General features: G+C 69.9%; 20 protein-coding genes. 9 read left to right on the top strand and 11 right to left on the bottom strand.

Features of this window, described 5'->3' with window-relative positions:
• Positions 1-122: 122 nt before the first annotated feature.
• Entirely contained in the window at positions 123-2,030 is a 1,908-nt protein-coding gene (locus BWI15_RS33510) for a penicillin-binding transpeptidase domain-containing protein (RefSeq protein ID WP_077019471.1), read from the top strand.
• Between the two features lie 60 nt (positions 2,031-2,090).
• Here BWI15_RS33510 and BWI15_RS33505 read toward each other — a convergent pair whose 3' ends face one another.
• Positions 2,091-3,812, bottom strand: a complete 1,722-nt coding sequence (locus BWI15_RS33505; protein WP_077018504.1) for an AAA family ATPase — start codon at positions 3,810-3,812, stop codon at positions 2,091-2,093.
• A gap of 129 nt (positions 3,813-3,941) precedes the next feature.
• Between BWI15_RS33505 and BWI15_RS33500 the strand changes: the two genes are divergently transcribed.
• Complete coding sequence (locus BWI15_RS33500; RefSeq protein ID WP_077018503.1) at positions 3,942-4,253, top strand: TFIIB-type zinc ribbon-containing protein; 312 nt, start codon at positions 3,942-3,944, stop codon at positions 4,251-4,253.
• Between the two features lie 4 nt (positions 4,254-4,257).
• On the opposite strand, the gene BWI15_RS33495 is transcribed toward BWI15_RS33500, so the two are convergent.
• Both BWI15_RS33495 and BWI15_RS33490 read right to left on the bottom strand, forming a co-directional pair.
• Complete coding sequence (locus tag BWI15_RS33495; RefSeq protein ID WP_441327746.1) at positions 4,258-4,644, bottom strand: WhiB family transcriptional regulator; 387 nt, start codon at positions 4,642-4,644, stop codon at positions 4,258-4,260.
• A gap of 81 nt (positions 4,645-4,725) precedes the next feature.
• Complete coding sequence (locus tag BWI15_RS33490) at positions 4,726-7,146, bottom strand: immune inhibitor A domain-containing protein (RefSeq protein WP_083751156.1); 2,421 nt, start codon at positions 7,144-7,146, stop codon at positions 4,726-4,728.
• A 141-nt stretch (positions 7,147-7,287) separates the two neighbouring features.
• On the opposite strand from BWI15_RS33490, the gene BWI15_RS33485 reads away from it, so the two are divergent.
• The 4 genes from BWI15_RS33485 (at position 7,288) to BWI15_RS33470 (ending at position 10,604) form a co-directional block, all read left to right on the top strand.
• Positions 7,288-7,758: a GNAT family N-acetyltransferase gene (locus BWI15_RS33485; protein WP_077019469.1), complete on the top strand. Its 471-nt coding sequence runs from the start codon at positions 7,288-7,290 to the stop codon at positions 7,756-7,758.
• Between the two features lie 40 nt (positions 7,759-7,798).
• Positions 7,799-8,932 carry a DNA polymerase IV gene (locus tag BWI15_RS33480; protein WP_077018501.1) on the top strand — a complete coding sequence of 378 codons (1,134 nt, stop codon included), beginning with the start codon at positions 7,799-7,801 and terminating at the stop codon, positions 8,930-8,932.
• Positions 8,933-8,991: 59 nt separating this feature from the next.
• On the top strand, positions 8,992-9,693 hold the full coding sequence (locus BWI15_RS33475) for a hypothetical protein (protein WP_143466062.1): 702 nt from the start codon (positions 8,992-8,994) through the stop codon (positions 9,691-9,693).
• Between the two features lie 119 nt (positions 9,694-9,812).
• Positions 9,813-10,604 (top strand): maleylpyruvate isomerase family mycothiol-dependent enzyme, encoded by a 792-nt coding sequence (locus BWI15_RS33470; protein WP_077018499.1) that lies wholly within the window; start codon positions 9,813-9,815, stop codon positions 10,602-10,604.
• Between the two features lie 10 nt (positions 10,605-10,614).
• Here BWI15_RS33470 and BWI15_RS33465 read toward each other — a convergent pair whose 3' ends face one another.
• The 6 genes from BWI15_RS33465 to BWI15_RS33440 are packed head-to-tail and all read right to left on the bottom strand — an operon-like array spanning position 10,615 to position 17,253.
• Positions 10,615-11,454: an amidohydrolase family protein gene (locus BWI15_RS33465; RefSeq protein WP_077018498.1), complete on the bottom strand. Its 840-nt coding sequence runs from the start codon at positions 11,452-11,454 to the stop codon at positions 10,615-10,617.
• Between the two features lie 25 nt (positions 11,455-11,479).
• Positions 11,480-12,994 (bottom strand): sugar ABC transporter ATP-binding protein, encoded by a 1,515-nt coding sequence (locus tag BWI15_RS33460; protein WP_077018497.1) that lies wholly within the window; start codon positions 12,992-12,994, stop codon positions 11,480-11,482.
• Positions 12,991-13,986 (bottom strand): ABC transporter permease, encoded by a 996-nt coding sequence (locus tag BWI15_RS33455; RefSeq protein ID WP_077018496.1) that lies wholly within the window; start codon positions 13,984-13,986, stop codon positions 12,991-12,993. The genes BWI15_RS33460 and BWI15_RS33455 overlap by 4 nt, the downstream gene beginning before the upstream one ends.
• Positions 13,983-15,065, bottom strand: coding sequence for an ABC transporter permease (locus tag BWI15_RS33450; RefSeq protein WP_077018495.1), 1,083 nt, complete (start codon positions 15,063-15,065; stop codon positions 13,983-13,985). The genes BWI15_RS33455 and BWI15_RS33450 overlap by 4 nt, the downstream gene beginning before the upstream one ends.
• Positions 15,062-16,156 carry a mandelate racemase/muconate lactonizing enzyme family protein gene (locus BWI15_RS33445; protein ID WP_077018494.1) on the bottom strand — a complete coding sequence of 365 codons (1,095 nt, stop codon included), beginning with the start codon at positions 16,154-16,156 and terminating at the stop codon, positions 15,062-15,064. Before BWI15_RS33445 ends, BWI15_RS33450 begins: the two co-directional genes overlap by 4 nt.
• Positions 16,153-17,253, bottom strand: a complete 1,101-nt coding sequence (locus tag BWI15_RS33440; protein WP_077018493.1) for a sugar ABC transporter substrate-binding protein — start codon at positions 17,251-17,253, stop codon at positions 16,153-16,155. Before BWI15_RS33440 ends, BWI15_RS33445 begins: the two co-directional genes overlap by 4 nt.
• A gap of 139 nt (positions 17,254-17,392) precedes the next feature.
• On the opposite strand from BWI15_RS33440, the gene BWI15_RS33435 reads away from it, so the two are divergent.
• The 3 genes from BWI15_RS33435 to BWI15_RS33425 all read left to right on the top strand — a co-directional run bounded on the left by BWI15_RS33435 (position 17,393) and on the right by BWI15_RS33425 (position 19,445).
• Complete coding sequence (locus tag BWI15_RS33435) at positions 17,393-18,088, top strand: GntR family transcriptional regulator (RefSeq protein WP_077018492.1); 696 nt, start codon at positions 17,393-17,395, stop codon at positions 18,086-18,088.
• 21 nt (positions 18,089-18,109) lie between these two features.
• Positions 18,110-18,961: a fumarylacetoacetate hydrolase family protein gene (locus tag BWI15_RS33430; protein WP_077018491.1), complete on the top strand. Its 852-nt coding sequence runs from the start codon at positions 18,110-18,112 to the stop codon at positions 18,959-18,961.
• Between the two features lie 106 nt (positions 18,962-19,067).
• A complete protein-coding gene (locus tag BWI15_RS33425; RefSeq protein WP_077018490.1) occupies positions 19,068-19,445 on the top strand; it encodes a VOC family protein in 378 nt (125 codons plus the stop codon).
• Here BWI15_RS33425 and BWI15_RS33420 read toward each other — a convergent pair.
• Together BWI15_RS33420 and BWI15_RS33415 are read right to left on the bottom strand one after the other, a co-directional pair.
• Positions 19,442-19,825, bottom strand: a complete 384-nt coding sequence (locus BWI15_RS33420) for a hypothetical protein (protein ID WP_237771571.1) — start codon at positions 19,823-19,825, stop codon at positions 19,442-19,444. The two genes, BWI15_RS33425 and BWI15_RS33420, sit on opposite strands and share 4 nt — an antisense overlap.
• Positions 19,822-21,093, bottom strand: coding sequence for an alpha/beta hydrolase (locus BWI15_RS33415; protein WP_168197414.1), 1,272 nt, complete (start codon positions 21,091-21,093; stop codon positions 19,822-19,824). The genes BWI15_RS33420 and BWI15_RS33415 overlap by 4 nt, the downstream gene beginning before the upstream one ends.
• Positions 21,094-21,096: the final 3 nt, after the last annotated feature.

The following is a 21,096-nucleotide window of genomic DNA, read 5'->3' as shown; positions in this document are numbered from 1 at the left end:
ATCGGCCGGCCACGGCGTCGTACTCCTGTGGCCGGCCTGAGTATTTCCCCTCTCGTGGCAGGCTGGGCACACGCCGAAGACTGTTCGGAGTGTCAAACCGTCGCCGTGCGAGAGTGGAGATCGTGAAGCGAACTGCTGCCATCGTTTGTCTGAGTGCCCTGATGGTCACCGCCGGTTGTTCGGACAGCAAGTCCGGCGACGGCGGCAAGCCGGACCCGAACGACGAGAAGCAGGCGTCCGCCGAGGTGGTGAAGGCGTTCGCGGCCGGCTGGGTGAAGGCCTGGGCGCCGGACGGCAAGCCCACCGAGGCCGCCGCGCTGACCGACAACCCGGCCACCTTCGGCCCGCGGCTGGACGACGTCGACACCGCGCTGGTCGCGCAGTCGGCGACCGTCACCCCGCAGGGTGAGCCGAACTGCTCCGACGACAGCACCTGCACCCAGGAGCTCGCGGTCGAGGCGGTGCTGCGCGGCATCGGCACGATGAAGTGGACCAGTACGGCGACCGCGGTGAAGACCGGCGACAGCTGGAAGATCAAGGCCTCCGGCGACACCATCTACCCCGGGCTCGGCGACGCGAACTACCTCAAGCGGGTCCGCACGCTGCCGGCCCGGGCGTCGATCCTGGACCGGACCGGCAAGCCGCTGACCACGAACCGCCCGGTCGTCATCGTCGGCGTCGCGTCGGGCAACAAGGCGACCGCGGCGACGTACGCGGCGTTCACCAAGAACCTCGACGTCGACGGCACCAAGCTGTGGAACCGCGCGAAGGCGGCGCCGCCCGGCCAGTTCGTCGACGCGATCACGATCCGCGCCGAGGAGTGGGACAAGCTCCGGCCGAAGATGGGCAACCTGCCCGGCCTGCTGACCATGGGCGGTACCCAGTCGCTGCCGGAGAGCCCGACGTTCGCGCGGTCGGTGATCGGCACGATGAAAACCGCCACGGCGGAGACGCTGAAGAACGCCGGCCCGACCGCCTCCAGCCAGGACCAGGTCGGCACCACCGGTCTGCAGTACGCGATGCAGCAGCAACTGGCCGGCACCCCCGGCGGTCAGGTGAACCTGCGCGACGGCAAGACCAAGATGGTGATCAAGGAGGTGTTCAAGCAGGAGGGCAAGGCCGGTACGCCGGTCCGCACCACGCTGGACACCAACCTGCAGCGCGCCGCCGAGGCCGCGCTGGCCACCAGCAAGCTGCCCGCGTCGCTGGTCGCCGTGCAGGCCTCGACCGGCCAGATCCTGGCCGCCGCGAACGGCCCGACCGCGACCAACTACAACCGGGCCTTCCAGGGCCACTACGCGCCCGGCTCGACGTTCAAGATCGTCACGTCGGCCGCGCTGATGGGCGCCGGGCTGACCGCGAACACCCCACTGCCGTGCACGAACACGATCAACGTCTTCGGCAAGTCCTTCAAGAACTACGACGGCCTGGCGCCGTACGGCAACGGCACGATGCAGAAGGCGTTCAACGAGTCCTGCAACACCGCGTTCATCTCCCAGCACGGGCGGCTGCCGGCCGACGGGATGACCAAGGCGGCGGCGATGTTCGGGCTCGGCCAGGAGCTGAAGACCGCGGTCCCGGCGTACGGCGGTGAGGTGCCGGCGCCCAAGGACGACGTCGCCGAGGCCGCGTCGATGATCGGCCAGGGCACGGTCACCGCCAGCCCGCTCGGCGTCGCGCTGATCGGCGCCACGGTCAAGCACGGCACCGCGATGAAGCCGGTCCTGGTGATGGGCAAGGACCCGGCCGGTCCGGCCGCCGAGCCGCTGCCGCCGGCCACCGCGAACGCGCTGCGCACGATGATGCGGACCACCGTCACCGGCGGCACCGCGCGTGGGCTGGCGGGCAGCGGCGTGGTCTCGGCCAAGACCGGTACCGCCGAGGTCGTGTCGAACGGCAAGGTGATCACCAACGGCTGGATGGTCGGCTTCCGCGGTGATGTCGCGTTCGCGGTGATCGTCGAGGGCGGTGAGTCCGGCGGCAAGGCGGCCGGACCGATCGTGCAGAACTTCCTCGGTCGCTTCCGGTAGGCCCCTGCACACAAAGGACGGCCGCCTTCCCCATCCCGGGTCAGGCGGCCGTCGTGCGTCTCAGAAGCTGAGGATCTCCCGGATCGCGGACTTCAGGTCCGAGCCGTCCAGCGTGATCAGCTCGAGGTCGGTCGGCAGCCCGGGCGAGTGGAACAGCCGCAGGTCGCGATGCTTGCCGGCCGCTTCGAGCACGGTCCGGATGAAGCGGGCGTTGCCGAGCTCGTCGATCCGCCCGGTGGAACAGACCTGGTCCAGTACGGCGGTCAGGCCGGCCGCGGCGTCCGGCGTGATGTGGTCGCCCCGGCTCTCGACCAGCCGCATCGCGATCTCGCGCAACTGGTCGGCGGTGTAGCGGGGGAAGTCGATCCGGGTCGAGAAGCGGCTGCGCAGTCCCGGGTTCGCCTCCAGGAACTCGGCCATCGGCTCGGAGTAGCCGGCCACGATGACGACCAGCCGGTCGCGGTCGTCCTCCATCCGCTTCAGCAGCGTGTCGATCGCCTCGGTGCCGAAGTCGTTGGTGGCGGTGCCCTTCTTGCTCAGCGCGTACGCCTCGTCGATGAACAGCACGCCGTCCAGCGCGGAGTCGACCACCTCGTTGGTCTTCACGGCGGTCTGGCCGATCCACTCCGCGACCAGGCCGGACCGGTCGGTCTCGATCACCGTGTCCGCGGCGAGCAGCCCGAGCGCGCAGTACAGGCGGGCCACCACGCGGGCGACCGTGGTCTTGCCGGTGCCGGGTGGCCCGGCGAAGATCAGGTGGCCGCCGAGCTTGGCGGTCGGCAGGCCGCGTTCGGCGCGCATCAGCCCGGCCCGGACCTGCGCGGCGACGGCCGACACCTGCCGCTTGACGTCCTCCATGCCGACGTTGCGGTCGAGCTCGTTGAGGATGCCCTGGACCGCTGCCCAGTCCGGCTGCCGGTGCAGCGCCGGCGCGGAGGGCGCGCCGCGGCGGACGACCGGCGAGGGTGACGCCGTACGGCGCTCGGTGCGGCGGGTGCTGAGCTTCACCGACGAGTCGGCCAGCGCCGCGGACACCTGGCGGTGCGAGTTGTCCCGCTCGTAGACCCACTCGAACTGGCGGATGGCGTTCTGCTCGCGGTTGGTGCCGCGGTAGACGAAGCCGAGGTAGTACTCCGCGTCGAGCGCGACGAACGAGTTCAGCTGCTGACCGGCCGCCTGGCGCAGGATCGTCTCGGCCTCGCTCCACTGCTCGACGGTCGCCAGCAGCATGCCGAGCCGCAGCAGGGCCTCGACGCCGAGGTGACCGTCGGCGGGGATCCGGCGCAGGATGTCGATCGCGGTGTCGAACTCGAGCCGGTGCATCGCGACGGCGGCCTCGAGGAACCTCCGGCGCAGGTCCTCGATCACCTTGCCGGTGGCCTCGGCCGCTCCGGCGGTGTCCCCGGCGTTGAGCCGCCGCAGCGCCTCCGCGTGCCAGACGTGGTCGGTGGTCTCCAGCGAGTGCGTGAACCACCAGCCGGCCCGGAACGACGAGCTGAGCCGCCGCTTGTCGGCGTCCCGCTCCTCACCGAACCGCCCGAGTCCCGCGACCAGCTTGTCCAGCGCGGTGTCCGCGTCCCCGCCGGCCGCGTGGAACCCGAGCCAGGCGTCGGTCATGCCCGGGTCCAGCTCCAGCGCCTTGGTGAAGTACTCCAGCGCGGCCGGCTTGTCCGGCGTCGCCGCCTCCTCCCCCGCCTTGGCGAACCCCAGCTGCCGCGCCCCACGCACCCACAGACCACGAGCGCGTCGCCGCGCCAGCAGCCCCGCGGACTGCTCCGCCATACCCACTCTCCTCGTCACCGACCGGGTTGCATCCTCTCATCCTGAGAGTTTCCGGCCGGGGCCGTCCGGGTTCCTGAGAGTTGGCTGAACTACCGGTACGACGGCCTTTTCGTCACTTAGGGTGGTGTGATGGAGAGCCTGATCTGCCCCAAGTGCCGGGGCGCTATGCGGACCTACGAGCGCAGCAACGTCACCGTCGACCAGTGCACCGAGTGCCGGGGCATCTTCCTCGACCGGGGCGAGCTGGAGAAGCTGGTGGACGCCGAAGTGGCCTACAACGGCCCGCAGCCGACCCGCGCGCCGGAGCCCCGGTACGAGGAGAAGCGGTACGAGGAGAAGCGCTACGACGACCGGCGCTACGACGACCGCAACAAGTACGCGCAGCAGCAGTACCCGCACCGCAAGAAGAAGAAGTCGTTCTTCGACGAACTGTTCGACTGAGTCGTCAGCGGTGCCGGCCGTGGAGCGCGGGTTCGCGCTCCTCTTCGGTCGTGCCACCCCACACGCCGTACATCTCGCCGACCAGTAACGCGTGCTCGCGGCACTTGAGCCGCACCGGACAGGTGCCGCACAGCGACTTGGCGAGCACTTCGCGGGCGTGCTTGCGCATGCCCCGCTCGGATTCGGCGGAGAAGAACAGCTCGGGATTCACGTCCCGGCAAGCGGCGTGGTCCTGCCACTCCCAGTTCTCGATCATCGCGGACGGCAGTCCGTCGGGTGCTTTGGTGACCGCCCCGGCGGGCGGTTTGCGGCGGCTCATCCGCCCACCCTCGGCGGACACCGCGTCAGCAGGTGAACCATCAGCAGTCACCTCGGCTCGGTCAGGTTCCACGCGGCTGTCCTCACAACCGCGGCACCGTCATAGGTACCCGACAGCAAACGTCGGGCCCTGCCGAACCCCTGGTGACACGCCTTAAGGGCTGACCAGCAACCGCACGTTGGTGCCGCGCTGGCTGAGCACCTTGATCTTCACCCCGACGTGCGGCACCTTCACCCCGTACGACGGAACCTTCGCCGACCAGAACTCGGCCCGGTCGTCGAAGACCGCGACGGCGTCCGCCCCGGCGAAGTGGTTCTTCTTGCCGCTGATGGTCAGGTCGAACGAGTCCGACGCCTGCAGCCCGAACGTCGAGTCGTAGCTCTGCAGCGTGCTCTTCCAGAACCCGCCGGCCGGGTTCGGCCGCAGGCCCGGGTTGGCGTCGATCGGCAGCCACTGCCCCTGGCCGGGGTGCACAGCGGTCTCGTTGTCGGACTGCGAGGTGTCCCAGTACGAGACCAGCAGGCCGTCCTGGTACGGGTAGTGCTCGACCCAGTTCGGCCGCGGCTTGCCGACGAAGTTGTACGGCCCGGTCTGCAGGTAGCGGTTGAACGAGTTGTAGGTGTAGTTCGACGCCAGGTAGTAGTGGTCGTGCTCGGTGGTGACCGTCTTGCCCGCCGCGAGGAATCCCTTCGCCGTCCAGGCGCCCGCGCCGCTCTCGGCGCCGTCGGTGAAGACGGCCCGGCCGTTGGCGGTCAGCTTGAGCTCGTCGGCGAAAAAGCCGAGTCCGTGCGTCGCGCCGTCGGTCGCGTACCGCAGCCGCAGGTCTACCGTCTTGCCCGCGTACGCCGACAGGTCGAACGCCGCGGGCTTCCAGCCGCCGGAGTCGCCGTCGATCCCGTTCGCCTCGGCGGATTTGGTGATGCTGCCGGGGATCGCCTTCCAGCCCGACCCGTCGTTCACCTCGACGTAGGCATAGTCGCAGGCGTCAGGACCGCAGTCCTCGATCCGCCAGTTCGCCTGGAAGGTCAGCGACGCCTTGCCGGCCGGCAGCGTCACCTTGCGGGTCAGCGTGTTGTCGAGTTTGTCACCGGTCCCGCTCCACCACGACTTCGCGCCGGCGGCCGGAGCGACCAGCTGCTTGGTCACCTTCTTCTTCGGCAGCGAGATCACCAGTCCCTGCGGCTTGCTCGAGTTGTACTCGTGCGGGCCGAGCTCGATCGTCTTGGTCTGCCCCGCCTCGACCTTCACGTGGTCGAGCCAGCCGAGCTGCAGCTTGTCCCAGGTGCCGAGGTCCTGCGGCTTCAGCCCGATGCCGAGGTCGCCCTTGGCGCCGGACCGCGACTGCGCCATCACGCTCCACCAGTTCACCGGGTTCTGGCTCGGCTGCCCGGAGGTGTCGTAGTGGTCCGGCAGTCCGAGGTCGTGCCCGTACTCGTGCGCGAAGACGCTCAGCCCACCGTTCTCGGGCTGGATCGTGTAGTCGCCGATCCACAGACCGGTCGTGCCGATCTGGACCCCGCCGAGCTTGTTGGTGGCCGGACCGCTGGTGGTGTTCTGGTTCGCGTACCAGCGGTGGGACCAGATCGCGTCCTCGCCCTGGTGCGGATCGCCGTCGGCCTGGTCGCCGCCGGCGTGCACGATCTGGAAGTGGTCGAGATAGCCGTCCGGCTCGTTGAAGTTGCCATCGGCATCGAAGTCGTAGCGGTCCCACTGGTCGTAGGACCGCAGCGTGTCCCGGATCTGCGCGTCGGTCCGGCCGGCCCGCCGCTGGTCCTTCACCCATTGCGCGACCGCGTCGGTGATCAGCGCCCAGGTGTTGCTGCAGATCGAACCGTCGCACGGCGAGCCGTTGGACCGGCCGTACCGCGCCTCGTTGTAGGGCACCTTCACCCAGTCCGACACAGAGCCCTCGACGCTGTACCGGCCGGACGACTGCTTCTCGTAGTACGTCTTCACCGACTCGCCGGACCCGAAGTACAGGTCGCGGTAGTGCTGCGCGGAGTAGTCGGCCTGCCAGACCGTCGAGTTGTCGGTCTTGCGGTCCGGCGCAGGGATCGCGTTGTGCAGCGGACCGGCGAACGTCGTCGGGCCCGGGGTGTCGGGATCGGTGTCGCGGTCGGGGAAGTCCGGGTGCCGCTTGGTGCCGAACTCGGCCAGGATGACGAAGATCTTGTCGGTCTTTTCCCGCGCCAGCTCGACGTACTGCGCCTTGCGGTGCTCGGCGATCTTGATCCGGCCGCGGCTGTCCCGCGTCGCCGGTACGGCGACCTGCCGGCCGACCTTGACCACCTTGCTCGGCCCCCGCTGCTCGGCCTTCACCGAGCCGCCGAGCACGCCGGCCAGCGCCGCCTCGCGCAGCTCACGCCGCTTCTCCTCGAGCGGGTTGGCCAGCTCGTCGGAGTGCAGGCCGGCCGGAAGCGTCTGTCCTGTGGCCGGAACCGCGGCGGTCGCCCCGGCTGCCGGTACGCCAGTGATGTCGGCGACGGCCTTGCGCGGCGGAAGCTGCCCGATGCCGACCGCGACGGCGGCGGCCAGTCCTCCGACCGCCATGGTGCGTACGGGTGAGACGCGCACGGGTGCTCCTCCTGGTGGCCAACGGCAACTACCTCGGCAGACACTGTATGAGCACTGTCGGTGACCTCGGAGGCTGTGAAGCAACAGAGCGCCGACCGCAACACGATCGCCATCTCGCCGCCCGGGGACTATCGTCGGCGGATGAGCACCCCGCCCCCGGTGACCCTGCGCACGATGACCGACGCCGAGTACGTCGGCTGGCAGGACCGCAACGCCCGGTCGTTCGCCGCCGGGATCGGCCCGCTGCGCGGACTCGACGGCGAGGCGGCGATCGAGGTCGCCCACGCCGAGGTCGACCGGTTGCTCCCGGACGGTCTCGGTACCGACAAGCATCTGCTGTGGACCGCGTTCGGCGCGGACGGCACCGCGGTCGGCAGCCTGTGGATCAGCGTGCGGACACCGGTCCCGTTCGTGTTCGGCGTCGAGGTGGAACAAGCCCACCGCGGCAAGGGCTACGGCCGCTCGATCATGCTCGCCGCGGAGCAGGAGTGCCGTCGGCGCGGCTACGCCCAGCTGGACCTGAACGTCTTCAGCAACAATCCCCCCGCGATCAGCCTGTACGAGTCCCTGGGCTTCGAGACGGTCAGCCAGATGATGCGCAAACAGCTCTGACCCCGCCGCCAGGCCGAGGATCAACCGTGAGGAGCCGCCGATGAGAGCGTCGGAAGCCGCACCCGAACCGGAGCTGACGCCCGCTCGCCCGAGTGCCGCGGCGAGCGAGGCACCCGGCTGGTGGTTGCTGCACGTCGACATGGACCAGTTCATCGCCGCGGTGGAGATCCGGCGGCGGCCCGAGCTGCGCGGGGTGCCGCTGGTGGTCGGCGGGTCGGGCGATCCACAGCAGGCCCGGCAGGTGGTCGCGACCGCGTCGTACGAGGCGCGCGCGTTCGGCGTGCACTCGGGCATGCCGTTGAAGGCGGCGTACCGGAAGTGTCCGGAGGCGGTGTTCCTCCCGTCGGATCCGGCCGCGTACGAGGCGGCGTCGACGGAGGTGATGGACACGCTGCGGTCGTTCCCGGTGGTCGTCGAGGTGTGGGGCTGGGACGAGTGTTTCGTCGGCGCGACGACCGACGATCCGGAGCAACTGGCGGGCGAGCTCCGGGCCGCGGTGGTGGAACGGACCGGACTGACCTGCTCGATCGGAATCGGCGACAACAAGGTCCGGGCCAAGCTCGCGACCGGTTTCGCCAAACCCGGTCCCGACCAGCGCGCCGGCGACGGCGGGACCTTCCGGCTCACCCAGGCGAACTGGGCCGAGGTGATGAACCACCGCCCGGTGCGCGATCTGTGGGGCATCGGCGCCCGGATGTCGCAGAACCTGAACGAGCTCGGCCTGCACACCGTCGCCGACCTGGCCGCCGCGGACGGCGACCTGCTGCGCGAGCGGTTCGGGCCGAAGATGGGCACCTGGTACCTGGCGCTCGGCCGGGGCCTGGGCGACACCGAGGTCACCGACGTACCGCGGGAGCCGGTCTCGCGCAGCCACGAGGTCACCTATCCCGAGGACCTGTCCGATCCGCTCGAGATCCAGGAGAAGGTCCGTGAGATGGCCGAAGAACTGACCCGGTCGGTCGTCGCCGAGGGCCGCTGGGTCCAGCGGGTCCACGTGAAGCTGCGGTTCGTGAACTTCTACACGCCGATCAAGTCCCGCAAACTCCCCGCACCCACGCAGGACCCCGCCGTCGTCGCCGACGCGGCTCTGACCGTGCTGGCGAAGTTCGAGCTGCGCCGCCCGGTCCGGCTGCTCGGGGTCCGCGCGGAGTTCGCGCCACCGCCCGCGACCTGACCCGAACTTTCCGGGCCCTCCCGGCATCAAACCGCCGCCACCATCTCGGAAAGGCGGCCATGCCTCGCACCGTTTCCGCCCGTCGTTCCCGGACGCCGCTCGCCCTTGCCGCTGTTGCCGGTCTGGTCGTGGTCGGCACCGTCGTCGCACTGTTCTTGATCCAACCGAGCAACTCGACGGCAGCACCTGACGCCGCGCCTCCTCCGGGGCAGCCCATCTCGAGCCCCACTCCATCGCAGGTCCTTCGCCGCGCGGAGCCTCCGCTGACCACCGCAGGCCTGTCGTACGCCGCCCGTCCGTGGGGCGACCCGAAGACCGAGCTCGGTGTGATCGTGCCGATCCCCAGCACCTGGACGATGACTCGGTTGTCGACCTTCGAGTCGCGGTTCACCAGCCCGAACGGTCTGTGGACCCTGCGCGTCAACGGCGTGATCAACGAACCGCAGCCCCGCGCCGCCGTGGTCACCAAGAAGCTCGGCGAGCTGCGAACCGCCCCGGGCTTCCGCCTCGTCTCCCGCGTGGAGGGTTCGGTGAAGGCGGCCGGCCCGGTCTTCGCCGGTCTCACCTTCCAGCAGACGACGCTGACCTACACCCACACCGATCCCGCCCGCGGCACCCGGCTGGTGGTCAACCGCTTCGTCACCGTCGACGACGCGACCAGCACCGCCTTCGAGGTTGCCGCCGCCGGCCGCCCTGAGGACCTGGCGGCCTTGCAGGCGATCACCGACAAGGCCACCGCGGGCTACGCACGCGTTCCCTGATCGACCTCTCCAGGTCTCCCGGATCGCGCGGACGGCAAGATTCCCCCGGAAACAGGAAGTAATCCGCCCGTTCCGGTGCTGTAGTACTCGATCCTTCGTCCAGCACCGGGAGACACTTGATGACCAGCAAGGCCGAAAGCGCCATCGGCGCCCTTCGCACCGGCTATGACACCCTTGCCCGGATCGTCGGCGGGCTCCGGCCCGACGACCTGGTCGGCCCGTCGGCCGCGAGCGACTGGACCGTCGCGCAGGTGCTCAGCCACCTCGGCAGCGGCGCCGAGATCAACCTGGCCGCGCTCGAGCGGGCGATCGACGGAAGCGGTGCGGCCGCGCCGGACTTCAACACCTCGGTCTGGGCCCGCTGGGACAACATGACGCCCGCCGACCAGGCAGCGAACTTCCTCACCGCCAACGAGAAGCTGATCCAGCGGTACGAGGGCCTGGACGACGCACAGCTCGCCGATCTGCGCATCGACCTCGGTTTCACGCCGGAGCCCGTCGACGTCGCGTTTGCCGCGGGCATGCGGCTGAACGAGTTCGCCCTGCACAGCTGGGACGTCCGCGTGGCGCTCGACCCCGCCGCCACGGTCGCCCCCGAGGCCGTCGACCTCCTGCTCGACAGCGTCGGCGGTCTGCTCGGCTGGGCCGGCAAGGCCGACCAGTTGGACGGCAAGGCGACCCTCACCGTCCACACCACCGATCCCACCCGGACCTTCGGCCTGGCGATCACCGACTCGGTCGAGCTGGTCGACGCGCCCACCACCGACGACGGCACACTGACCGCCCCGGCCGAGTACGTCGTCCGCCTGCTCACCGGCCGCCACACTCCGGCCCACACCCCGTCGTCGGTGACCCTGACCAGCGAAACGGTCACCCTCGACGACCTCCGACGGGTCTTCCCGGGCTACTGAGTCACCTGGCCTACAGGTGGTAGGTCCGGCGGGCCGTTTCGCCGAAGATCTGATCGCGGTCGGCTGGAGTCAGCCCGGCGGTCAGGTCTTCGGCGGCCTGGACCACCTCCGCATAGGTCGCGGCCAGCAAGCAGACCGGCCAGTCGGAGCCGAACATCACGCGATCCGGGCCGAAGGCTTCCAGCACGACATCGGCGTACGGCTTGAGGTCGGCAACCGTCCAGTCGGTCCAGGACGCTTCGGTGACCATGCCGGAGAGTTTGCAGGTGACGTTGGGCTCGGCGGCCAGAACCCGGATGCCGCTCGCCCAGGGTTCCAGGTCGCCGCCGATCTCCGGTTTGGAGATGTGGTCGACGACGAAGGTCAGCTCCGGCAGCGCGCGGACCGTGTCCAGCGCGGCCGGCAGGTGCGGAGTTTTCGTCAGCAGGTCGTACACCAAGCCGGCCTCCGCGACCACCGCCAGCCCACGCCGTACGTCGGGACGGTTGAGCCACTCGACGTCGGGCTCGTCGTGGACCTGGTGGCGGATTCCCTTCAGCCATTCGCCGTCAGGACGGTTCAGCAGACCGGTGAGGGCGTCCTCGACGTCGTCGGCGGTCAGGTCGACCCAGCCGACCACCCCGGCCACCAAGTCGTTGCTCTCGGCAATGGCCAGGAACTCCGGGGTCTCGGCGGCCAGGCCGACGGTCTGGACCAGCACGGTCTGCGTGATGTCGGCGGCCGCGGCGAGCGGAGCCAGGTCGTCGATCAGGAAGTCGCGCCGGATCGGGTCCATCGCGGAGCCGGCCATCCAGCTCTGCTCCCGGACGCCCAGGTCCCAGACGTGGTGATGCGCGTCGACCCTGCTCATGCGGCTCCTTCACCTCTCGTACCGATCATGCGACCGCCCTCTCCGCGTGGATCAGGCGGATGACCTGCTGGCTCATCCGGTCGTAGTCGTGGTCGTTGGCGACCTCGCCCTGGACCCGGTGGTCGCGCATCACGACCACCCGATCGGCCAGTGTGATCATCTCGGGCAGGTCCGAGGTGATCAGCAGGATGGCCAGGCCGTTGGCGGCCAGGTCCCAGATCAGCGTGTGGAAGGCGTCCTTGGTCCGGACGTCGATGCCGACCGTGGGTTCGTCGATGATCAGGATCTCGGTCTGCGCGGCGAGCCATTTGGCCAGCGAGACCTTCTGCTGGTTGCCGCCCGACAGCGTGCCGGCCAGCTGGGCCGGCGACGCGATCCGGATGCCGAGCTGTTCGACGTACCGGGCGACGAGGGCGGACTCGGCCTTGGCGGGGACGTAGCCGAGCAGTTTGCTCAGCCGGTCCCAGATCGTGACGGCGATGTTGCGGCTGACCGACTGCTCGAGGAACACGCCTTCTTCCTTGCGGTTCTCGGTGACGTAGCCGATCTTGTGATTGCGCAGCGCATCGCGCACGTTCTTGATCCGGACCGCCCGGCCGCGGATCCGCACCTCGCCGGCAGTGATCCGGTCCAGCCCGAGCAGGGCCTTGGCCAGCTCGCTGCGGCCGGCGCCGACCAGTCCGTACAGCCCGACGATCTCGCCCGGCCGCACCGCCAGGTCGATGTCGGCGTGACCCGTCGCGGTCGAGACGCCGGACAGCTCCAGCAGCGGATCGACCGACCGGTCGACGGTCCGCGGCGGCAGGCTGAGCGCCTCGTGCACCCGGCCGACCATCAGGTCGACGACCTGGTCGCGGGTCAGGTCGGCCAGCGCGCCGGACTCCAGCACCGACGACCCGTCGCGCAGCACGGTGACGGTGTCGCAGATCTGGAAGACCTCTTCGAGCTTGTGGCTGACGAACAGCACCGCGCGCCCGTCGTTCTTCAGCTTGTCGACGACCCGGAACAGCCGGTCGGCCTCGTTCGGCGTGATCGACGCGGTCGGTTCGTCGAGCAGCAGCACGCGGCTCTCCACCGACAGCGCCTTCGCGATCTCGACCAGCTGTGCCTGCGCGACCGACAGCTCGGTCACCGGCTGATCCGGATCGATGTCGAGATCGAGCTCCGCCAGCCACCGGGAGGCCTCGGAGCGGATCGCCGCCCGGTCGACCAGCCCGCGGGAGGTCGGCAGCTTCTGGAGCAGGATGTTCTCCCCGACGGTGAAGCCCGGAATCAGGTTGCGCTCCTGGTGCACCACGCCGATGCCCGCCGCCGCGGACTCGTGGGGCGATCCGAAGGCGACCTCCGACCCGTCCAGGAGCAGCTTGCCGCCGTCCGGCCGGTAGAGCCCGGTGATCACCTTGATCAGCGTCGATTTGCCCGCGCCGTTCTCGCCGAGCAGCGCGTGCACGGATCCGGCCTCCAGCGCCAGCGTCACCCCGTCGAGCGCCCGGACGCCGGGAAACAGCTTGTCCACCCGCTCAGCCACGAACAACGTCATGACACACGTCCCGCCACCGCCGCGTCGGGCGCCTTCACGACCGTACGGCGCGACTGCCGGCGGGTCCGGACCTGTCCGAGCACGACCGACCCGAGCACCACCGTGCCGACGACGAAGTTCACCCAGCTCGGCTCGAGCGAGAACTCAGCTCGTGCCGTGTCGACGAACCGGACGATGAAGGCCGCCAGCACGGTCCCCAGCACCACCGCGGACCCGCCGGTGAGCAGGGCACCGCCGATGATCGGCGCCGCGAACGACGGCAGCAGCCAGTCGCCGCCGATGCTCTTGTTCACGCCCGGCGAGGACGCGACGGTCAGGATCGCCGCCACGCCGAGGATCGCTCCGGACAGCGTGTGCGCGAGGACCACGGACCGGTCGTTCGAGATGCCCGACAGCCGGGCCGCGATCGGATTTCCCCCCGAGGCCAGCAACTGCCGCCCCGGCACGGTCCGCCGCAGCATCACCGACAGCAGCCCGGCCACCAGCAGCGCGACCAGGAAGATCAGCGGCAGGACACCGAACACGGCGTACGACCCGAAGCTCTTCAGGCCCTGGGGATACGCGTCGACCGTGCGCGTGCCGACCAGTCGGTACTGCACGCCGAGCAGCACGGTCATCGTCGCCAGCGTGACGATGAACCCGTTGATCCGGGTCAGCACGACGAGCAGCCCGTTGGCCAGACCGGCCAGCGAGGCCAGGACGAAGCCGATCAGCAACGCCAGCGGCACCGGAACTCCGTGATCGGCCATCATCACCCCCATCGCGACTGCTGCGAATCCCCCGACGGCGCCGACCGCCAGGTTCAGCTGGCCCACGGCGAGGACCACCATTTGAGCCAACCCGATCAGGATGGGCACGGCAAGGAACTGAAGCAGCACTTTCAGGGAATTCGCCCCGACCAGGTCGCCGCCGGAGGCGATCACCAGGAAGACGAAGAACACCACGCAGATCACCAGCAAGGTCATCTCGGTCGTCTTCACGAAGCGCCTCATCGTTGTCGCACCTCCTGCCGTTCCGACAGCACGGTCCGGATCCGATCGGTGCTCAAGGCAACCAGCAGGATCAGGCCGAGATAGATGTTCAGGCTCTCCAGCCCGACCCCGAGCAGGTCGAGGCCCTTGCGGATCACCGACGTCAGCGCCGTACCGAGCAACGTGCCCCAGACCGAGATGAACCCACCGGCCAGCAACGTGCCGCCGAGGATCGGCCCGAGGAACGACGGCAGCATGAACTCCTCGCCGATCGTCGCCTTGATCGACCCGGTGCTCACCGCCAGCATGAACCCGGCCAGCGCCGCCAGACAGCCCGACATCGCGTGCGCGGTGATCACCCGCCGCGCGGTCGGAATGCCCGACAGCTCGGCCGCCTTCACCGACGTACCGGTCATCAGCAGCTCGCGGCCGAGCTTGGTCCGGCTGTAGATCCAGCCGACCACGACCATCGCGATCACCGCGAACAGCGCGAGCTGCGGCACCGCCGGGGAACCGCAGACGTTGCCGATGCAGATGTCGGCGAGCGAGTAGTTGCGCATCTCCCGCATGCCGTCGGGTTTGGTGACGAACGCCGCGTTGTCGGTCAGCCCGGTGTAGACCAGCGGGATCAGGCCGAGCAGCAGGAAGTCCAGCGCGAGCGTGACCACGAACGAGTTGACCCCGGTCCGCGCGATCACCCAGCCGGCCAGCGCACCGATCGCCGCGCCGGCGATCAGGCCGACCAGCAGACCGGCATACAGGCTGAAGTGCCACAGGTCGTAGGAGATGCCGGTGATCATCATCGAGAACGCGGCCATCCGCCCGACGGCCAGGTTCATGTGACCGATCGACAGCACGCACAGCTGCGCGAGGCCGACCACCGTGAACATCGCGATGTCGCGCAACAGCGGGAAGACCACCAGTTGCTGGTTGAAGAACGCAGGCCGCAGTACGCCGAACAACGTCGCCAGGAGCACCACCAGCACGAGCAGACCGATCCGCTGGTTGGCCCACCAGGGAGTCTTGCCGCCTCGCTGTGCAGGTGGCTGGTCCGGTTCCTGGAGGGCCGCGGTGGCGGTCTCCGAGACCGGAGCACTCACGAGATCCGCCGGTCGTCGATCGCGTCGCGGTCCCAGTCGATGCCCAGCCCCGGCTCGTCCGGCGCGACCGCGTGCCCGTCGGAGATCTCCATCTCGGTCCGGGTGATCGCCCGCAGCTGCGGGATGTGCTCGATGTACCGGCCGTTCGGTACGGCGGCCGTCAGGCTGACGTGCAGCTCCATCAGGAAGTGCGGGCAGACCGCCAGGTTGAAGGTCTCGGCCAGGTGCGCCACCTTCAGCCACGGCGTGATCCCGCCGACCCGGGCCACGTCCACCTGGACGATGCCGGCCGCGCCCGCGGCGACGTACTCGCGGAACTGGGAGATCGAGTACATCGACTCGCCCACCGCGACCGGGATCGACGTCGACTCGGCCAGCCGGACGTGCCCGGTCAGGTCGTCGGCCGGCAGCGGCTCCTCGAACCAGCTCAGGTCAAGCGGCTCGAAGGCCCGCGCGCGGCGCTTGGCCTCCGGGTAGGTCATCGACTGGTTCGCGTCGACCATGATGTCCAGCGCCGGACCGACCGCATCCCGTACGGCGTGCAGGCGCTCCAGGTCCTCGTGCACCCGCGGCTTGCCGACCTTGAGCTTCACGCCGGGCCAGCCTGCCTTCTGCGACGCGAGTGCGCCCGCCACCAGCTCGTCGGTCGACAGGTGCAGCCAGCCGCCTTCGGTGTCGTAGAGCGGCACGTTGCGGCGGAACCCACCGGCCAGCCGCCAGAGCGGTTCACCGGCCCGGCGGCAGCGCAGGTCCCACAGGGCGGTGTCGACCGAGGCCAGCGCGAGCGAGGTGATCGCACCGACCGTGGTCGCCCGGGTGGAGGCGAACAGGTCGAACCAGAGCCCTTCGACGTTGCGCGCGTCCGCACCGACCAGCCGCGGCAGCAAGTGGTCGCGCAGCATCGCCAGCACCGCCGTACCGCCGGTGCCGATCGTGTACGAGTAACCGAGTCCGGTGCCGCCGTCGGACGTCTCCAGCTCGACGAAGATCGTCTCCTGCTTGAGAAACGCCTGGACCGCGTCGGTCCGGACCGTCTCGACCTCGAGGTCGACCAGGAACGCCTCGGCCCTGGTGACGAGTGGCCCGGTCACTGGCAGCTCAGCTGGCTCGCGAACTCGGTCTGGAGCTCCTTGGTCTTGGTCTTGCGCTCGTCGTCGTAGGTGTCGACGTTGTCCTTGGTGACCACGAACGAGCCGGAGTCCACGATCACGCCGGGCGATTTCATCGTGCACTGCTTGGAGCCCAGCAGCGCGAGCAGCCAGCCGCCGACGTAGGCCTGACCGACCGGGTTCTGCGCCACCGTGGCCGAGACCCCGCCGGACTTGATCCCGGCCAGGATCTTCGCGTCGTCGTCGATCGCGACCACCTTGATCGGCAGCTTGCTGCCGGCCACGCCGTCGGCGGCCGCGACCGCCGGGTTGTACGCCGTGGTGACGATGCCCTTGATCTCCTTGCCCTTGCTGGCGAGCAGGTCGGCGACCGCCTTCTGCGCGGTCTGCAGGTCCTTGTCGATGTCGGTGACCACCGGCAGCTCGGTCACCTTGCCGCCGGTCTCGCCGACCGCCTTCTTCACCCCGGCGATCCGGCGCTGGGTGTTGGAGTCGACGTTGTTGCCGGTCAGGTGCACGATCGTGCCCTCGCCGCCGATCGCGTCGATGGTCGCCTTGGCCGCCTTGTACGCCGCGGCCTCGACGTCGGTGGACAGGCAGAAGTCGGCCGAGTTGGTGTTGCCGGCCGGGCAGGAGGCCAGCGAGCCGACCGCGAAGCCCTTGGCCTTCAGGTCCTCGAAGGTGGTGTTGATGTCGGTCGGCGACACGCCGAAGATGCCGAACGCGTTGAAGCCCCGCGCGGCCAGCGAGCTGATCACGTTGTTCTGCTTGCTCTGGTCCCATTCGCCGGTCTCGTCGAAGGTGACGTCGCCGAGCTTGAACTCGGTCTTGTCCAGCTCGGCGGTGGCCTTCCACGGCTGGAAGTAGGGGTGCGCACCGCCCGGGATCAGCGCCAGTTTCACGCTCGAGCCGTCCTTGAGGGTGACCGGACCGCCACTCGAGCCCGTCGACGCGTCGTCGCCGGCCGGATCGGCGGTACTGTCGTTGGAGCTCTTGGTGCTGCAGCCGCTGACGGCCAGGGCGACCACGGCCAGGCCGGCGACGGCTGTCCTTCGGTACCACAACGCGGACTTGGGCATGGGGCGCTCCCTCAAAGATCCTATAGGATATTGCGAACCTGATGCTGCCCCTTCACACTGGTGGCGTCAACCCTTGCCCGGGTAACGACTGAGCACGACCTGCCGGGCGGGCAGAATGAAGGCTTCGGGAGGAGCGACGGTGACGGATGCGCATGTGGGTCTGGCGGGGCAGCTCACGCGCCTGCCGCAGCGACAGGTACTGAGCGACGACGTCTACGAGACGGTCAAGGGCCTGATCATGGACAGCGTGGTCGCGCCGGGCACCCGGCTGAACATCGACGCGCTGACCCGGGAGCTGGGTATCTCCCAGACCCCGATCCGCGAGTCGCTGGCCCGGCTGGAGTCCGACGGCCTGGTGATCAAGGAACCGCTGCGCGGCTACCGGGTCTCCTCGACGCTGACCCGGGCCGAGTTCGAGGACCTGTTCGAGTACCGGCTGCACATCGAGCCGTGGGCGGCCGGCCGGGCCGCCGAGCGCAGCTCCGCCGAGGACCTGGTCCGGCTCAAGGACGAGATGCTCAGCTACACCGACGTCCCCGAGCGGCCCGACTACGACTCGTACAAGGCGATGGCCGGGCACGACCAGCGCTTCCACGACCTGGTGCTGGAGCTGTCCGGCAACGAGACGGCCCGGCAGTCCTTCGCCCGGACACACTGCCACCTGCACCTGTTCCGGCTGTACTACGGCGGCGGCATCGCCACCCAGGCGCTGCGCGAGCACAAGGCGGTCGTCACCGCGGTCCGCAAGGGCGACCCCGAGCAGGCCGCCGCCGCGATGCGTTCGCACATCGAAGCCTCCCGGGCGCGGCTGCGTCCGGTGTTCGACCAACAGTGATCCCCCTCTGAAGGAGATTTCGTGGAACTGCTGCGCCTCGGCGCGGTCGGTGCGGAGCGCCCCTACGTGCGCGGCACCGACGGCACCACCTACGACCTGAGCTCCGTCACCGCCGAGATCGACGGCACCTTCCTGGCCGCCGACGGGATCGCCCGGGCCCGCGCCGCGCTGGAGGCCGGCTCGCTGCCGGCCGCCGATGTCGAGGGCCTGCGGGTCGGTGCCCCGATCGCCAAGCCGGCCGCGGTGGTCTGCATCGGCCAGAACTACGCCGCCCACGCCGCCGAGTCCGGGGCCGAGCCGCCGAAGGAGCCGATCGTCTTCTTCAAGCACCCGAACACCGTCGTCGGCCCGTACGACGACGTGCTGGTGCCGCGGGACAGCCGCAAGACCGACTGGGAGGTCGAGCTCGCGGTGGTGATCGGCAAGACCGCCCGCTACCTGTCCTCGGACGAGGAGGCGCTGGCCTGCGTCGCCGGGTACGCGGTCTCCAACGACGTCTCCGAGCGCGCCTTCCAGCTGGAGGTGTCCGGCGGCCAATGGTCGAAGGGCAAGTGCTGCGAGACGTTCAACCCGCTCGGCCCGGCGCTGGTCCCGGCCGACGAGGTCGTCGACCCGCAGGCGCTGGACCTGAAGTCCTGGGTCAACGGTGAGCCCCGGCAGGACTCCAACACCCGCGACATGATCTTCTCGGTCGCCGCGCTGATCCGCGACCTGTCGCAGTACATGACGCTCGACCCGGGCGACATCGTCAACACCGGTACGCCGGAAGGCGTCGCGCTGTCCGGCCGCTTCCCGTACCTGGCGCCCGGCGACACCGTCGAGTGCGAGATCCAGGGCCTCGGCAAGCAGCGCCAGACGCTCCGCCAGGCCTGATCCGCAGCCGGCTGCCCGCCCAGCCGGTCCGGCGTCCGCCGTCGTTACCGCCCCGCCGCCGATTTTCCGGTGGCGGGGCGGACTGCCGTACGGCATCGTCGAGGACATGACCTCGACGGTGAGAACAGTGACGTTCGACGCGGCCGACCCGTACGGGCTGGCCGGTTTCTGGTTGCAGGTGTTCGACGCGCAGCGGCCGGCCGACGACGCCCCGGACGACAAGTACGCCGCGGTGGACACCGGAACGGTGAAGCTGCTGTTCGAGCGCAACCACGACCAGAAGCGGGCGAAGAACCGGGTGCATCTCGACCTGGAGCCGGACATCCCGCGCGACCAGGAGGTCGAGCGGCTGGTCGGGCTCGGCGCGACGATCGAGCACGATCACCGCGAGCCCGACGGCACCGGCTTCGTGGTGATGCTCGACCCGGAGGGCAACGAGTTCTGCGTGCTGCGATCGGCCGCCGAACGCGCAGCCACCAGTTAGCCGGTGATCTCCGGGGTCTGACCGGACAGGGTGAGGCGCCACTCGCCGTCCCAGCCGTGCACGACGATGCCGAAGCCGTCGCGGTTCGCCGACGCCCGGTGGTGCCCGCTCTCGACCGGCTGGACCTTCGCTTGCCAGCCGCGCTCGGTCAGCGCGGCAACGGCCGCCGCGACCTGGCCCTGCGGGTCGACGACCGCCGGATCGCCGTTCTCGACCGTGATCAGGCAGACCGTGGCCGGCCCGCTGCCGTCCTCCAGCACCCGCGGATTCACCGGCCCCACGTCGTGCGTGACGACGCCGTTGTGTCCCGGTACGGCGGCCGCGGCCACCGCGAGCAGTTCCTCGCGCAACAGGTCGCGGGCCTGCGTCAGCGTGATCATCGAGTGGGTCCTTCCGGTCGTTTGCTGACTCCTGGGCCCGGTGCACGCCGCGCCCGGACTCCGTCGGTGACAGGCCGCGGCGGCGGGCTGCTGATCTTCCCGAGCGCCCGTACGCCGTCGAACACCTTGGCCAGCGGTACGGCGGCCGGACTGGCCGCCGCCTGGCGCAGCGGCTCGGCCCAGGAGACGCCCGGCAGCACCCGGCTCTCCTCCTCCGCCGTGGTGCTCGTCCGCGTCACCGCCGCCAGGTCGCCGCGGATGATCCGGCCGATGTTCCGCAGCGACTCGCTGTCGTACTCGAAGTAGCTCAGGTGTCCGCGCACGGCCACCGTGCCGTCGTTGGTCTCGAACCGGATCGCGTCGGGGAACGACGCGGGGTCCGGCCCGTGCGGTTCGGCGTACGAGATGTAGTCGCCGGGTGCTCGCGCGACGAACAGCTGTACGCCGGGCGGTACGAAGTCGGCCGCGCTGCGGACGCCGGGATCGATGCCCGGGCAGCCGGTCAGGATCACCCGGTCGAAGCGCACCTGCTCGCGCAGCATCGCCTGGCCGGCCACCTGGCCACCGTAGCTGTTGCCGATCAGGGTCCGGTCGGTGCCGGGCGCCACCTCGGTGTCGAGCCCGGCCGCGAACCGGGCCAGCAGTGGCGCCGCCTCGATCGAGCGCTGTTTCGACATCGCGGCTTCGAGTCCGAGCGGAGCGTCGTACCCGAGCCAGACGATGGTCGCCGACCCCGGTCCGGCCTCGGTCTGCAGGTCCTGGGCCCGCGCCAGCTGCGAGCGGACCTTGTCGAGGTCGTTGTTCATCCCGGGCACCAGGACGGCGACCTGCTCGGCCCGGGCGAGATCGCCGAGCACCTCGACCATCCGGCCCTGTCCCTCGGGCTGCACCAGCAGGAACTGCCGGTGCACCGGTACGACGATCCGGTTGCCCTCGGCATCGACGTCCAGCCGCTGACCGACCGGCTGCAGCATCTCGGTCAGCGTGTTGAAGCGGAGCACCTCGTCCCGCGACGCCCGTCCGCCGGCGATCCGGTCACGCAGCCTCTCCCGCGCGGCGACGAGTCGCAGGTGGTTGGCCTGGTACCGCAGCTCGGCCGGTACGCCGTCCAGCCCGCCGAGCCGATCGGTACGGCTGGTCACGAGCGCCCTGGCCGCCGGCTCCGGCAGCGTGCTGAAGTGGGCCCGGACCTCCCGGGCCGCCTTGGCGGGCGGCAGGCTCGCCACCCGCGCGACCAACTGGTCGAACTGCGGTTCCGCGTCGGTCATCGT

This window comes from Kribbella sp. ALI-6-A (assembly GCF_001984195.1).
GTDB lineage: Bacteria > Actinomycetota > Actinomycetes > Propionibacteriales > Kribbellaceae > Kribbella.
Note: the sequence above shows the minus strand (reverse complement) of the source record. Positions and strands in the feature narration are given on the sequence as shown.

Excerpts from the sequence above, each read along its gene's own strand:
- BWI15_RS33500 (WP_077018503.1), top strand. The coding sequence starts at position 3,942 with ATGGAGAGCCTGATCTGCCCCAAGTGCCGGGGCGCTATGCGGACCTAC.
- BWI15_RS33415 (WP_168197414.1), bottom strand. The coding sequence starts at position 21,093 with ATGACCGACGCGGAACCGCAGTTCGACCAGTTGGTCGCGCGGGTGGCG.
- BWI15_RS33440 (WP_077018493.1), bottom strand. The coding sequence starts at position 17,253 with ATGCCCAAGTCCGCGTTGTGGTACCGAAGGACAGCCGTCGCCGGCCTG.
- BWI15_RS33425 (WP_077018490.1), top strand. The coding sequence starts at position 19,068 with ATGACCTCGACGGTGAGAACAGTGACGTTCGACGCGGCCGACCCGTAC.
- BWI15_RS33505 (WP_077018504.1), bottom strand. The coding sequence starts at position 3,812 with ATGGCGGAGCAGTCCGCGGGGCTGCTGGCGCGGCGACGCGCTCGTGGT.
- BWI15_RS33460 (WP_077018497.1), bottom strand. The coding sequence starts at position 12,994 with ATGACGTTGTTCGTGGCTGAGCGGGTGGACAAGCTGTTTCCCGGCGTC.
- BWI15_RS33420 (WP_237771571.1), bottom strand. The coding sequence starts at position 19,825 with ATGATCACGCTGACGCAGGCCCGCGACCTGTTGCGCGAGGAACTGCTC.
- BWI15_RS33480 (WP_077018501.1), top strand. The coding sequence starts at position 7,799 with ATGAGAGCGTCGGAAGCCGCACCCGAACCGGAGCTGACGCCCGCTCGC.
- BWI15_RS33485 (WP_077019469.1), top strand. The coding sequence starts at position 7,288 with ATGAGCACCCCGCCCCCGGTGACCCTGCGCACGATGACCGACGCCGAG.
- BWI15_RS33455 (WP_077018496.1), bottom strand. The coding sequence starts at position 13,986 with ATGAGGCGCTTCGTGAAGACGACCGAGATGACCTTGCTGGTGATCTGC.
- BWI15_RS33465 (WP_077018498.1), bottom strand. The coding sequence starts at position 11,454 with ATGAGCAGGGTCGACGCGCATCACCACGTCTGGGACCTGGGCGTCCGG.
- BWI15_RS33475 (WP_143466062.1), top strand. The coding sequence starts at position 8,992 with ATGCCTCGCACCGTTTCCGCCCGTCGTTCCCGGACGCCGCTCGCCCTT.
- BWI15_RS33470 (WP_077018499.1), top strand. The coding sequence starts at position 9,813 with ATGACCAGCAAGGCCGAAAGCGCCATCGGCGCCCTTCGCACCGGCTAT.